15 protein-coding genes are annotated in these 13,216 nt (G+C 38.7%); 14 read left to right on the forward strand and 1 reads right to left on the reverse strand.

The window, feature by feature from the left end; genetic code table 11:
• The first annotated feature begins 32 nt into the window (after positions 1-32).
• The gene (locus CCE82_RS13055) at positions 33-176 is read left to right on the forward strand and encodes a hypothetical protein (RefSeq protein WP_167370973.1); all 144 of its coding nucleotides are present in this window, start codon (positions 33-35) and stop codon (positions 174-176) included.
• 84 nt (positions 177-260) lie between these two features.
• Positions 261-1,202 (forward strand): cation diffusion facilitator family transporter, encoded by a 942-nt coding sequence (locus CCE82_RS08935; protein ID WP_086429053.1) that lies wholly within the window; start codon positions 261-263, stop codon positions 1,200-1,202.
• 257 nt (positions 1,203-1,459) lie between these two features.
• Here CCE82_RS08935 and yut read toward each other — a convergent pair whose 3' ends face one another.
• Positions 1,460-2,377: an urea transporter gene (yut, locus tag CCE82_RS08940; RefSeq protein WP_086429054.1), complete on the reverse strand. Its 918-nt coding sequence runs from the start codon at positions 2,375-2,377 to the stop codon at positions 1,460-1,462.
• 250 nt (positions 2,378-2,627) lie between these two features.
• On the opposite strand from yut, the gene CCE82_RS08945 reads away from it, so the two are divergent.
• From CCE82_RS08945 to CCE82_RS09000, 12 genes are all read left to right on the forward strand, one after another.
• Positions 2,628-2,930 carry an urease subunit gamma gene (locus tag CCE82_RS08945; RefSeq protein ID WP_086429055.1) on the forward strand — a complete coding sequence of 101 codons (303 nt, stop codon included), beginning with the start codon at positions 2,628-2,630 and terminating at the stop codon, positions 2,928-2,930.
• Between the two features lie 11 nt (positions 2,931-2,941).
• Positions 2,942-3,298 carry an urease subunit beta gene (locus CCE82_RS08950; RefSeq protein WP_086429056.1) on the forward strand — a complete coding sequence of 119 codons (357 nt, stop codon included), beginning with the start codon at positions 2,942-2,944 and terminating at the stop codon, positions 3,296-3,298.
• The gene (gene ureC, locus CCE82_RS08955; protein ID WP_086429057.1) at positions 3,295-5,010 is read left to right on the forward strand and encodes an urease subunit alpha; all 1,716 of its coding nucleotides are present in this window, start codon (positions 3,295-3,297) and stop codon (positions 5,008-5,010) included. The genes CCE82_RS08950 and ureC overlap by 4 nt, the downstream gene beginning before the upstream one ends.
• A 367-nt stretch (positions 5,011-5,377) precedes the next feature.
• Complete coding sequence (gene dcd, locus CCE82_RS08960) at positions 5,378-5,923, forward strand: dCTP deaminase (RefSeq protein WP_086429058.1); 546 nt, start codon at positions 5,378-5,380, stop codon at positions 5,921-5,923.
• Entirely contained in the window at positions 5,924-6,826 is a 903-nt protein-coding gene (locus CCE82_RS08965; protein WP_086429059.1) for a CobW family GTP-binding protein, read from the forward strand. It begins immediately after the preceding gene.
• 279 nt (positions 6,827-7,105) lie between these two features.
• The gene (locus tag CCE82_RS08970) at positions 7,106-7,528 is read left to right on the forward strand and encodes a universal stress protein (protein WP_086429060.1); all 423 of its coding nucleotides are present in this window, start codon (positions 7,106-7,108) and stop codon (positions 7,526-7,528) included.
• Between the two features lie 228 nt (positions 7,529-7,756).
• Positions 7,757-8,020, forward strand: coding sequence for a ferredoxin (locus CCE82_RS08975; RefSeq protein WP_086429061.1), 264 nt, complete (start codon positions 7,757-7,759; stop codon positions 8,018-8,020).
• Positions 8,017-9,702, forward strand: a complete 1,686-nt coding sequence (locus tag CCE82_RS08980; RefSeq protein WP_086429062.1) for a hypothetical protein — start codon at positions 8,017-8,019, stop codon at positions 9,700-9,702. Before CCE82_RS08975 ends, CCE82_RS08980 begins: the two co-directional genes overlap by 4 nt.
• 18 nt (positions 9,703-9,720) lie before the next feature.
• Positions 9,721-10,968, forward strand: a complete 1,248-nt coding sequence (locus CCE82_RS08985; protein ID WP_086429063.1) for an ATP-grasp domain-containing protein — start codon at positions 9,721-9,723, stop codon at positions 10,966-10,968.
• A complete protein-coding gene (locus CCE82_RS08990) occupies positions 10,965-12,164 on the forward strand; it encodes an ATP-grasp domain-containing protein (protein ID WP_086429064.1) in 1,200 nt (399 codons plus the stop codon). The genes CCE82_RS08985 and CCE82_RS08990 overlap by 4 nt, the downstream gene beginning before the upstream one ends.
• 67 nt (positions 12,165-12,231) lie before the next feature.
• Positions 12,232-12,429 carry a hypothetical protein gene (locus CCE82_RS08995; protein WP_240507196.1) on the forward strand — a complete coding sequence of 66 codons (198 nt, stop codon included), beginning with the start codon at positions 12,232-12,234 and terminating at the stop codon, positions 12,427-12,429.
• Between the two features lie 360 nt (positions 12,430-12,789).
• Positions 12,790-13,216, forward strand: a 427-nt coding sequence (locus tag CCE82_RS09000) for a helix-turn-helix domain-containing protein (RefSeq protein WP_159454530.1), incomplete at its 3' end; no start/stop codon positions are given.

Below are 13,216 nucleotides of genomic sequence, written 5' to 3' on the forward strand. Positions count from 1 at the left end.
TAAAATAAAAATCTACATGGAGGCTTAATAAAATGAATCAATTTTATAAAGTTTCAGCGTTCATCTTTGGAGGCGTGGCTGTGGCAGTTGCTTCTGGAGTGGCGTATTTAACTTATCAACAATATCAAGCTGACGAAAGTTTAGTAAACGACGATTTTATAACATATAGTAAGTGAAACTCATGAGGTGAATGCGACAATGTTCGTATTCACCTCGCGTCGTTTATAAGTACTGAGAAAAATTATCAAAGGAGATTTTTTATGGCGAGAAGAACTTATTTTCATCATGTTGAGCATCGTAAAACACAAGCACACTCGAAAACAACGTTATGGCTTTCGCTCATCATTACGCTCTTTTTCACAGTTGTAGAGTTTGTAGGAGGTCTCGTTTCTAATTCACTTGCCCTGTTATCAGATTCATTTCATATGTTGAGTGATGTGATTGCATTAGGATTATCGATGGTAGCGGTCTATTTTGCAAGTCGTCGACCTACTGCACGTTACACATTTGGATTTTTAAGATTTGAAATTTTAGCAGCATTTTTAAATGGTCTCGCACTCGCAGTGATTTCAATTTGGATTTTTTATGAAGCGATCATGCGTATTATTTTTCCAAAGCCTGTTGAAAGTGGTTTAATGCTTGTCATCGCGACGATTGGTTTAATTGTGAATATAGTGTTAACTGTCATTTTAATGCGTTCATTGAAGAGTGAAAATAATATTAATATTCAAAGCGCGTTATGGCATTTCCTCGGTGATTTGTTAAATTCTGTAGGTGTCATTGTAGCAGTCGGCTTAATTTATCTAACAGGGATTCAGTTGATTGACCCTATTTTAAGTATTGTGATTGCATTAGTGATTTTGCGTGGGGGTTATAAAATTATGCGCAATGCGTGGTTGATTTTGATGGAGTCGGTCCCAGAGCATTTGGAAACGGATGAAATTATGGAAACGATGAAATCAGTGGATCAAGTGTTGGATGTGCACGAGTTTCATTTATGGTCGATTACAACGGATCACTATTCATTGAGTGCGCATGTCGTGCTCGATAGTCGAAGTAGTGAGGATGCGTATCGGACGATCAATCAGTTGGAGCGCCTGTTGAAAGAGAAATATGGTTTAGCTCACACGACGTTACAGATTGAGCATTTGGATATTAATCATTTGGATGAGGCTTATTTTGAAGAAGTGAAGCATGACTGAATTTAAGATATTTTATGAAACACAAAGACTAGGAACAAATCAGATGGCTTAAACGAGTGGAGAGGTGTCCCATGACTCAGTACAATTTTCCTCTTAAAAGTTTTGAATGTGCGGTCACGACCCATTCAGTCCACCTTTAAAGTGTGCTATGTATGGATAAGTGGGGACATCCATTTGTTGCGCATAACGTGGTGAATTCAATAAAAGTGCACACATCGATCGATACGTTGAACGGTGGGTGCACTTTTTTATGTTCTTTATTTTGAAATGTGCGGATCTGTCGTTGATTGTCCGGCTAAGAGTAATGTCCAAGTCGTTAAGATAAATGGGAATGTCAATGTCGGTACGCCGATAGGTTCTAAAAATGTTGCGGTTGCAGCGTACATCATTGGTGTCATCACCACGGTTAAAATAAAGGCGATAACTGCTTTTAGATGATTGGCTGAACGGAAAGTAACCCCAACTGCAATGATAGATAGCATTAAGTTAAAGCCAAAGAGACCTTCGTTAAGTGTACCGATATCTGCACCAAAGAAAAATTCAAGTAATAGACCAAAGAAGTTGGCGACGAGAATATAAATGCCAGCGCGTCTTGAAGCGATGAAACAGGCGATGACGATGAGCATACCGCTTATGGTATGTTCGACTAAAAAGATTTGGCTCACATCACTAAAAAATGCATGTAAAGGATGGAATGTTGTATTTAAATTGACATGCACATCGGCTGTTAACGGCAAGACATCGACGTTCGTTTTAATAAATTTAAATTGTTGTGACATTAACAGCACAACCCATGTAATCAAGACAAATGGTGTTGTCAGTTCGGGTAAGCGAAAAGGTTTTAAAAAGTTTTTTAATGATTGTGCGATAGGCATCGAGAGTAAAATGCTGATTAAAATAACGAGAATGCTTTGCCATGACCAGAGTAAAAATAAAGTTAAGTCAATCGCAATAAGGACGGGGTTAAATCCGGCAAGTCCTGAATGAATTTCCTCTTCCGTATAGTTGAAATATCGTGCGGTCAAGAGACTCAAGAAGCTGCCAATCATAGCGGCCAGTCCAATTTTCCAGTTTCCAATCCATAATGCGATTAAAATTAATAAACCTGTCCATGTATTTTCGAGTAACACGACTTGAGATATGTTTTTGAAAAAGGTATGTATCCATTTTGACATTACAGTTCACTACTTTCTCTCTCTAATAAAAAATCACATGCATGTTCATAGTTTAACATTTGCACATTTCAAATAACAACTATATTAACATAACATTAAAGTGTCCCTTATTCCTTCAACCTTTTATAGGACATAACTGTGAAAATGCCCTTTATTATTATTATATAGTATTTAGATTTGAAAGAATGATGGGTGAGGTCTATAATAAAAGTCTAAGTCAATTTATTTTTTAGGATAAGGAGTGAACGTCATGCACTTTACGCAACGAGAACAAGACAAACTGATGATTGTTGTGGCTGCAGATTTGGCCCGACGACGTAAAGAACGAGGCTTGAAATTAAATCACCCTGAAGCAGTGGCATTAATTAGTTATGAAATATTAGAAGGGGCTCGTGATGGTAAAACAGTAGCAGAATTAATGAGTTACGGGCGTGAAATTTTATCAAGAGATGATGTGATGGAAGGTGTCGAAACGATGGTGACAGATATCGAAATCGAAGCCACTTTCCCAGATGGTACAAAATTAATTACTATCCATCATCCAATCGTATAGGAGGGGATATTATGCAACCTGGAGAAATTATTGTGAATTCAACCGAAATTATGATTAACGAAGGACGCGAAAATACAAAATTACGTGTTAAAAATACAGGGGATCGACCTGTTCAAGTAGGTTCACATTATCATTTTTTTGAAGCTAACCCAGCATTATCATTTGATCGCGAACAAGCGTATGGTAAGCATTTAGATATTCCAGCTGGTGCGGCTGTACGTTTTGAACCTGGTGATGAAAAGGAAATTCGTCTCGTACGTTATGCAGGTAAACAACATGTGTATGGTTTTCACGGCTTAGTCGATGGGCCGCTTGATCAATCTCGCATCACACCACCTAATATGATAGAGGGAAGTGAAGTTAAATGAGTTTTAAAATGACAGAATCACAGTATACGAGCTTGTATGGCCCAACAGTGGGGGATTCCATTCGTTTAGCTGATACGGATTTATTTGCGAAAGTCGAAAAAGATTATGCAAAATATGGCGATGAGGTCACTTTCGGTGGTGGTAAATCAATCCGTGATGGCATGGGTCAAAATCCCAATGCGACACGTGATAACAAAGCAGTAGCAGACTTAGTCATTTCAAATGCTGTTGTTATTGACTATGATAAAGTGATTAAATGTGATATCGGTGTGAAAAACGGCTACATTATGAAATTAGGAAAAGCCGGTAACCCCGATATTATGGACGATGTCGATATTATAATCGGTTCGTCAACAGATGTTATCGCTGCAGAGGGCATGATTGTAACTGCAGGCGGTATTGATACACACGTCCACTTTATCAACCCTGAGCAAGCAGAAGTTGCATTAGAAAGTGGGATTACTACACATATCGGTGGTGGAACTGGGACATCAGAAGGGTCAAAAGCGACTACAGTAACACCAGGTTCTTGGTATATTCATCGCATGCTTCAAGCAGCAGAAAACTTACCGCTTAACATTGGTTTCACGGGTAAAGGTCAAGCGGTGAATCCAACTGCATTAGTAGAGCAAATTCATGCAGGGGTCATCGGTTTGAAAGTGCACGAAGACTGGGGTGCAACACCTTCAGCATTACGTCATGCGCTTGAAGTAGCAGACGATTATGATATCCAAATCGCACTGCACGCGGATACGTTGAATGAAGCGGGCTTTATGGAAGATACGATGAAAGCGATTGGTGATAAAGTTATCCATATGTATCATACAGAAGGGGCTGGTGGGGGACACGCGCCAGACTTAATTAAATCTGCGGGCTACCCTAATGTGTTGCCATCTTCTACTAACCCAACTTTACCGTATACACATAATACAATCGATGAACATTTAGACATGGTTATGATTACACACCATTTAAACGCCTCAATTCCAGAAGACGTTGCTTTCGCGGATTCTCGTATTCGTAAAGAAACCATCGCTGCAGAAGACGTTTTACAAGATATGGGTGTATTCAGCATGATCAGCTCTGACTCTCAAGCAATGGGGCGTGTTGGTGAAGTCATTACGCGTGCATGGCAAGTAGCGCACCGTATGAAACAACAACGTGGACCATTTGAAGGTGACAGTGAATATGATGATAACAATCGTATCCGTCGCTACATTGCGAAATATACGATTAATCCAGCAATTACACACGGTATTTCAGAATATGTTGGTTCTGTTGATCCTGGAAAATTAGCTGACCTTGTCATTTGGGACCCACGTTTCTTCGGTGTTAAACCGGACATGGTTGTTAAAGGCGGTATGGTCAACGTTGCGGCGAATGGTGATGCAAATGGCTCTATCCCAACATCTGAACCGATTAAATATCGTCATATGTATGGTCAATATGGTGGCAACTTACAAAGTACGTCGATTACATTTGTGTCACAAGCCGCTTATATGAATGGCATTCGTCGTACATTAGACTTAAAACGTGATGTGAGACCAGTACGCAATATTCGTCAGTTAAGTAAAAAAGATATGAAAAACAATAATGCTTTACCAAAACTTGACGTCGATCCACAAACGTATGAAGTATTCGTGGATGGCAAAAAAGTAACAAGTGAAGCGGCAACTGAATTGCCGATGACCCAACGTTACTTCTTATTCTAAAATGAGTGGATGACATTGCGCACAGATGAAAAATGATAGGGAATGTTAATATTAAGAGCGCAAAATATATAGAGCAAGCTTGTTCGAATGTACAATTTTCATACATCGAGCAAGCTTTTTCATATTGCTAAATATTGCGTTTATGAATGATGAACAACGGGTATGAACATCTCAGCGAGTTGCCTTGTCCAGACATTTTCGCGATTATATAACTTCGCATATTTATTGAAATTTAATAACATTACTCAAAAATAAAATGAAAAATATTCAAAAAAATCTTGTCTGAATCTTCTGGACATGATAAATTATGAAAGCATCACGCTTCGTAAAAATTACGATTGATATTTAAGGAACTGAGGTGCATCGTATGATTTTGTCAGATAGTGATATTAAGGCGTATCTCAAACGTCAATTACTCAATATTGAACCATTAGTAGAAGCACATATTGAACCGGCATCTGTTGATTTGACTTTAGGGAATCACTTTTTAAAACCTATCCCACCCGAAACAGGTGTCCAGCGCATGAGCGACCCGATTGATTATGAGACGATTGAACAATCTCGGGTGGTGATACCTGCGCACGCATTTATTTTAGCCACGACAGAAGAATATATTACCTTACCTCAACAATTAACGGGATTTATCGAAGGGCGGAGTTCAGTCGGCCGAGCAGGATTATTCATACAAAATGCCGGTTGGGTAGATCCTGGATTTGAAGGTAAAATTACTTTGGAACTATACAATGCAAATGATTTTCCGTTAGAGATTGAACAGGGTCAACGTATCTGCCAAATTGTATTAGCTGAAACGAAAACTGTACCAGAAACTAAATATCATGGGAAATATCAAGGCCAACATACTACAACGGGAAGCCGTTTATTTCGTGATTGGATGAGAGATGGAGGAGATTAGATGGATATCGTCATATTAGCGGGCTTCTTAGGTGGCGGTAAAACGTCTACGCTTAATTTTTTAATACAAGATGCAATCGATCAAGGATTAAAACCGGCAGTCATGATGAATGATTTTGGGGCTAAAAATGTAGATGCACATCTCGTGACTGAAGATGTGAAAATGGAAGTGTTAACGAATGGCTGTATTTGTTGTGACTTGAAAGCGAATGTCTCTCAACAGTTGCACGAACTGTATTTAACACACCAACCTGACATTGTTTTTATTGAATGCAGTGGAGTTGCACACCCAATTGAAGTGTTCGATGCATGCATGACACCTGTGCTTGCGCCTTTAATTCAAGATTTAAGCATGTTAGGTATTGTCGATGCGGCAGCGTATGACAATCAATGCACCTTCCCAGAACCGATTCAAACTTTAATGGATGAACAAATCCGTTATTGTAGTCATTTGATTATTAATAAAATCGATTTGTTAGAAAGTGACAAGTTGTTATCGGTCGTTCAAAAATTGCAGCAACGTTATCCCGAAACACCATACATTTTAACACGATACGGCGAACTGACATTACAAGAAGTACAACATGAATCTGAATATCATATTAGTGAACGTTCGTCTGTCCATCATCATGGGCATTTATCACACTTATTGTATGAATTTCAATCTCCAATCCAACAAAGCGCTTTAATTGAAGGCTTAAAAGGGTTGAAGGATGTCTTTAGAGTAAAGGGGTTTGTCTATTTTAAAGGTTGTGAAACGCCTTATGTCGTACAATATACACCGGGCCATCTAGAGTTGAAACCTTGTCCAATCGAAATGTCACCTTATTTAGTCGTGGTAGGGCATGATTTAAATGATGTAGACATTACAGAAACATTTGATATTATTGAATTCGCATCATAAATATTTAAGGCACTTCAACTTTTTTAGAAGTGCCTTTTTGTTTTGCAAATAGGATTAAGTTACATTGAATTTTAGCAGTGCATCCAAGATAACAACTAAATGTTATATTATTGTTATACGTGTGAAAAACAGTGTGATACATAGGCGATATTTCAAAAGTGAGCCGCCTTGAGAAAGCGTTATCATAATGCTAAAATAAAGATGATAAGAAAGCCGTCTCCTTTATTTTCGTTTTGGAATTAAAACACAGGAGACACCAAAAATGAGGAGGGATTAGATATGTTTAGCAATATTCTCGTTCCATATGATTTTGGCAACAGCTTTAAAAACGTCCCTGAACAATTAAAAAAACTGACTGGTAACGATGAGCCTTATGAAATTGTCGTTTTCAATGTCATTTCAGAGACAGAATTAGCGAATTATGTCCGCTATCAAGGAAAACATTTTGAAGAAGTGGTAGAAGAAAAGAAAAACGAAATGAAGCCGTTCTTGAAAACGATTGAAGATGTTGGCTTATCTTACAAAGTGAAATTTGCGACAGGCTCCCCAACAAAAGAAATTGTGAATGAAGTGGCGAGTCAAGATTATGATGTAGTCGTGATGAGTAATAAGCGTTCAGAAATGGATATTAAACATGTACTCGGTCACGTGACTCACAAAATTGCAAAACGTGTCAATATCCCTGTGTTGATTGTCAAATAAGCATGGATATATACATTATGAATAAAAATTAAAATAAACGAAAACGGCTGGGAACTGATGTGTCTCAGCCTCTTTTTTGTGCTGAAATCTTCTAAAAGTGAAAAATGATATTTAAATTGAGGTTTATGCATAAATTTATTATAATAAAAAAGCGGAATATTAATTATAAATGTATCAAAAAATACTGTAAAAATGAATTTTGTACGATAACAGTAAGGGGGAAAGCTTATGAACTATTATGCGTATGTAGAAAGAGAAAATTGTATTTCTTGTTCGGCTTGTGGTGCTGCGGCGCCCCGATTGTTTCGGTATGATGCTGAAGGTATTGCGTACATGTGTTTAGATTGTAATAGTGGTACAGCGCAAATACCTGAATGTGACTTAGAAAATTTAGATGATGCAGTTGAAAATTGTCCAACAGCCGCTATTACAGTAGGGCAACATCCTTTTTCGTTACCAATGATATTAGACAGAGAGAAGGAATCACAATGAAACGAAATGGTTTTGAACATTTATTGGATGAAATGCATGGCAAAGTGGTACAACTCGAGCAACCGCTAGAAGTGATTGAAATGATGCTGACACTAGATGGTAAAATCCCACTTGAGATCGCACGACAAAGTTTGAATTTTGAACAATGGGCGATTTATCAACATTTGGAGCATGCGACTTGTTTTTTTACGGATGAAGAACCTTCAGATGGGAATGATGTGATCAGTTTTGGTATGTCATCATATGGTCGTGTTCACCTTGGACCAAGTTTCGTCGATGAATATACGACGGTGTGGGGTTATTTTAAATTAGCACCCGAAACGATGGTCAAAATAGAACAACTGGCGACGCGTTTGCATACGGAAGAAATGTTGCGCTATCAGTCGGAAGTCGTCTCGTTTTTTCGGCACCTTGAACCGCAAGACGTGCTACAAGTCATTGATGCTATTAAAGAAAAAGTGGATTTTATGGCACCGGTATTACTGTATTATAACGGGCAGACGTATACGACGTTTTATCACTACAACAATCTACTTAAAAGCTTAGAAGGCGATACCGCACACTTTTTATTAGATGATTTGTCTGAGAAAAATAAGGATACGTGGACAAGGGATGAACGTATATTTATTTTTAATCTCTATACATTACTACAATCTGGTCCACCGGCTCGAGGAGAAGAGGTCAATGGTGTCCATTTTTCACTGCATTATTTGTCGCATTATTTGGAAGAAAAGTTAGCAGTTTATCAAGAAATGACGGACACACCTTCCAAACCAGTACCGAAGTCCCTTTTAGCTAAAGCGCGATTAATCTGTCAATTAAGAGAAAAGGTCGCTCAAAACTATGTCATTTACCGAAAAATTAATGGGCTGAATTTACACAAACAAGAAAAGTTTTTAAACCAGCAAGATGTCGCGTTGTATTGTGATAAGGCGATGGAAAAGGATTTAGTGCAAACATTGGGGATGCAACCGAATCAAACGTATCACGACGCATTTTATCACTATATTGAACAGCATCCGGACATGACTACGATACAAGCATTGCTCGAAAAAATTGTAGATTATGCGATACAGGCAACGGACTCTGATGTCGGTATGACGCGAGGGTTTAGACAGCCGTGGATGTATTATGATGCGTTAAAACATAATCAGTTAGAAACGATTTTTGAATGGAAACAGCAAATGTATTTTTGTTGCGCGATACCGAGTGACAAAATGAAACAGGCCTTTCTCAATCAAGGACAGATGTTGGCAGGCATTTTAACGGCGATTAGTAAACGCATGGAATACAATAGTTGGCATTATACGCCGGGGAATTTTTTGAATGAGCGCCATCGAATTCAGCGACATTACTATTTTCCGCCAGTGATGAGTGATATTACAGAATGGAGTAATCAACACCATAAAGGTCATGTATTTGCAAACGTGAAACATGCCATACGTTGTCCGGGTGCGATTCAATGTCCGCCCTATACACTAAACGCCTTTTACGATTTACGGTTGATGAAAACGTCGGGTGTGGTGTATTCTGAAATGGAATTAATGAAAGCGCTTTATTATAAAGAGGTTGCCGGTGCACTATATCAAGCATGGTTTGATTATAGTAGTCAGCACCATTGTCAAATCGACATGACAGCTTATGATCGAAAATGGTATCAACAACAATTTATAGAGGCATAACATAGGAGCGTGAAGTGTGTGGAGACATTACTATTTATTAATTTGAGAAGTCATAAAGTAGAAAGAGTGGCACCGATTTTAGAGGCAAAAAGACAAGGATATCGTGTCGTATTGATGACTGATCGTGACCCTCAATTGTTAGACAGCGGGCTAGATGAAGTGGTTGAAATCGATACGTATGATGAAACAGCAGTCGTTGAAGCAGTGCTTGCGTATCATCAAAAACAACCTTTGAGTGGGATTCTGACGTGGTCGGATAAAGATGTGGAGTTGGTTGCGCAATTAAATGACCGCTTGCAATTGCCAGGTATACCGATGTCGCATGTCAAAAATGCACGTAACAAATATTTAATGCGTGTCGCGTTTGATCAAGTGCCTGACATTTCACCGTCTTTTGAAAATGTGCGAACTGAAGAGGATTTACGTCGAGCTGTTGCACGCATTGGCACGCCAGGGATATTGAAACCGGTTGGCGCTTCTGGAAGTAAAGGTATATTTAAAATTGAAAGTGAAGCATGTATCGACTATGTGTATGAGGCTTTACGTCATGCGACATCACCAGAACGTGATAAAGTGTACCGTTATTATCCGAATGATTACATTTATGAAGGCTATCTTGTAGGTGAAGAAGTATCAGTAGAAGGCGTTGTGCAAAATGGTGAAGTGTGCATTGCAGGGATTACGGACAAGGCGGTGACACCTGAGTATTCACTGGAGTACATTGCGATTTTTCCATCAGATAAACATGTAGCCTTGCAACAAGAAATTAAGACGAAAGCGACACAAGCGATTCAAAGTTTAGGCATTGATCACTGTGCCTTTCATTTAGAAGGTAGAGTGACGAAAGATGGTTTTAAAGTAATTGAATCAGCAGCAAGACCAGGTGGCGGCTTTATTACGTCACATTTAATTCCTGGTGCATCTGGCCATTCATTTATTGAAAAAGTGTTAGATGTGTCAGTTGGAAAAGATGTGACGAGCAATTGGCCTGCTTTTGATCAGACGACGAAGAAGATGTGTTTTTATAGTGTCATGGCAGATCGAGCAGGGACATTTAAAGGGATTAAAGGTGTCGATCGATTGGTCGAAATGCCCGGTGTTCACTATGTTGTGCCTTTAAAAAATTACGGAGATGCGGTCATGATGCCGCCTGAGCATTTTTCAAGTTGCTTCTTACTCAATATCGTTTTCGAAGCTGAGACAGCAGAAGCGGTTCAACGAAAAATTGATTGGATTCATGAAGTGATTGAGGTGATTATTGAATGACGATATTAATGTTATCAAGTACGGATCATGCAAAAACACCGTATGACGAATGGTTTCCAGATACAGCAGAGAATATGATTTTATTTTGTCCGGCTGAGAAAAAAGAGAGTTATGCTGAAAAAGATTATTTGCACATTGAAGGGTTTACGCATTACATGTCTCATCCTGACATAGAAATGCGTGCGCTCGAATTAAGTCGACAATATCATATCACCCAAGTACTATCGATTTCGGAATTTGACGTCATTCGAGCAGCTAAAATTAGAGCATTGTTGAATCTTGAAGGTCAATCAATGATTAGTGCAGAAGCGTATCGTGATAAAGTGCTCATGAAACAGTTGTTACAAGGTACATCAGTAAAAACACCTCAATTTGACAAAGCATTGGATGCCGCGAACATACAACAATTTGTGACAAAGTATGGTTTTCCTGTCGTACTCAAGCCGACAGATGGTTCAGGTTCGTCGGATGTTGTCATTGCAAGCATACAGCAGGATATTGACACGTTTCTACAGACGCATCCCGACTTAGGAAATTATGAAATTGAACAGTTTATTGATGGTGAGATGTATCATGTGGATGGACTTGTCCAACAAGGTGAAGTGAAAAGTGCCTACGTTTCGCACTATTACAATGGGTGTTTGGCATTTAAAGACCATCAGCCATTAGCGAGTTATATGTTGAAAGAAGACAATCCACTGAATCAAGTATTACAGCAAGAAGTGACAAAAGTCATTGCGGCACTACCGACATTGCCGAACGGATCATTTCATGCAGAATTTTTTGTGACACCGACAAACGACATCTACTTTTGTGAAATTGGAAGTCGTACAGGTGGGGGTGAAATTGGCCGCACGCTAGAACATGCAATCGGAATGCAACTCAATCAAATGAGTCTTTATTTACAAACAGGGCGTGCTGATATTGTCGATCAATACACGCAAATTCAGCGGTATGGCGGATTTATTTTGTTACCGCCTCAAAATGCGACATTTCAAGGGATACAACACCCGTTAAATGAAGATTGGGTCCTTTTTCAGTCGCTTAAAGCCGTACCAGGTCAACAGTTTGGTGAAGCACGATTGAGTGTCGACCATATCATGTCAGTCGTGATTGAAGGAGAAGACGAGGCAACATTGATTTCTCGTATTGACCAAGTGATAGATTGGTATCAGAAGGCGGTACAGTGGGAATAATTGCAAGGTACAGACTACAATGATAACCTCTTATATGAATGGACGTCAGTTGATAAAGGGAGATAGGATGAACGAACCTAAGCACACAATGCCAAAATCACAACAAGTATTATTAGTTGTGATTCTATTGATTTTGATACTAGAAATTGTATTAACAGCCTTTTTCGTTTCTTTCAGTTCAATTATTTTTAAAGGACTCACTATCATACACGGCCTACTTATAGCCATATTTTTGAATCGACAAATCAAACGAAAAGGGATGTAATTGAAGTTTAAAACACAATATAAGAGGATGGGACATTAAGTTTTCCAATCCCCTATCTATTTATAGATTTATATCTATTAATGATGATAAAATAGGCGAAAAATAAGGATGAATTGGACGTACAAATGGGATGCTATTGGGTTGTCTTCATTTCATAAACTTGCCCTAAGTGACTGCATTTGATGTGAGATTGCCTAGAAGGCTGACACTCCTGAGGGATTAGCTGGTCCGGAAAATCCACTCACGCTTCAATAAAGTAACAGTTTAATCAAGCGTGAGTTAGTTGAAGGGCCAGCCTGATCCGGCCCCCGCCGACTTTACACTGAAAAATAAAAAAGTGTAGAGACAGGAGTGAGTGGTGTGAGTCATCATTATAAGATATCTGCTGAAACTTATTTGAAGATATTCGAGTATATAGAGGATAATAATTGTTCTGTAAGTATGGCTGTGAGGGCATTAGGTGTAGATGTTTCCTCCTATTGGGCCATGAAAAAGTATAAAGCCTATCAAAAAGATGGTATTGAGGCGATTCAACCACGTTCTCCCCGTGCTTATAGTAATGATTTAAAGTTACAGATTGTGAATGAAGCGTTGACGTCAGACATTTCTTTACAGGAACTCGCCACTAAGTATAGTATTCGGAGCTCACAATCCATTCGTTTATGGATAAAACGATACCAAGCGGGTAAAGAATTTAAAAGATATGATTTTGAATCAGGGGGAGATCGCTTGGCTAAACAAACAACATTGGAAGAACGTGTAATGATTGCCCAATACTGTATAGAAA

The organism is Staphylococcus cornubiensis, assembly GCF_900183575.1.
Lineage (GTDB): Bacteria > Bacillota > Bacilli > Staphylococcales > Staphylococcaceae > Staphylococcus > Staphylococcus cornubiensis.

Bases quoted from the DNA above. Each gene is read 5' to 3' on its own strand.
- CCE82_RS08935 (WP_086429053.1), top strand. From the start codon at position 261: ATGGCGAGAAGAACTTATTTTCATCATGTTGAGCATCGTAAAACACAA.
- CCE82_RS08945 (WP_086429055.1), top strand. From the start codon at position 2,628: ATGCACTTTACGCAACGAGAACAAGACAAACTGATGATTGTTGTGGCT.
- CCE82_RS08970 (WP_086429060.1), top strand. From the start codon at position 7,106: ATGTTTAGCAATATTCTCGTTCCATATGATTTTGGCAACAGCTTTAAA.
- ureC (WP_086429057.1), top strand. From the start codon at position 3,295: ATGAGTTTTAAAATGACAGAATCACAGTATACGAGCTTGTATGGCCCA.
- CCE82_RS08950 (WP_086429056.1), top strand. From the start codon at position 2,942: ATGCAACCTGGAGAAATTATTGTGAATTCAACCGAAATTATGATTAAC.
- CCE82_RS08980 (WP_086429062.1), top strand. From the start codon at position 8,017: ATGAAACGAAATGGTTTTGAACATTTATTGGATGAAATGCATGGCAAA.
- CCE82_RS08965 (WP_086429059.1), top strand. From the start codon at position 5,924: ATGGATATCGTCATATTAGCGGGCTTCTTAGGTGGCGGTAAAACGTCT.
- CCE82_RS08975 (WP_086429061.1), top strand. From the start codon at position 7,757: ATGAACTATTATGCGTATGTAGAAAGAGAAAATTGTATTTCTTGTTCG.
- CCE82_RS08995 (WP_240507196.1), top strand. From the start codon at position 12,232: ATGAACGAACCTAAGCACACAATGCCAAAATCACAACAAGTATTATTA.
- CCE82_RS08990 (WP_086429064.1), top strand. From the start codon at position 10,965: ATGACGATATTAATGTTATCAAGTACGGATCATGCAAAAACACCGTAT.
- dcd (WP_086429058.1), top strand. From the start codon at position 5,378: ATGATTTTGTCAGATAGTGATATTAAGGCGTATCTCAAACGTCAATTA.
- CCE82_RS13055 (WP_167370973.1), top strand. From the start codon at position 33: ATGAATCAATTTTATAAAGTTTCAGCGTTCATCTTTGGAGGCGTGGCT.
- yut (WP_086429054.1), bottom strand. From the start codon at position 2,377: ATGTCAAAATGGATACATACCTTTTTCAAAAACATATCTCAAGTCGTG.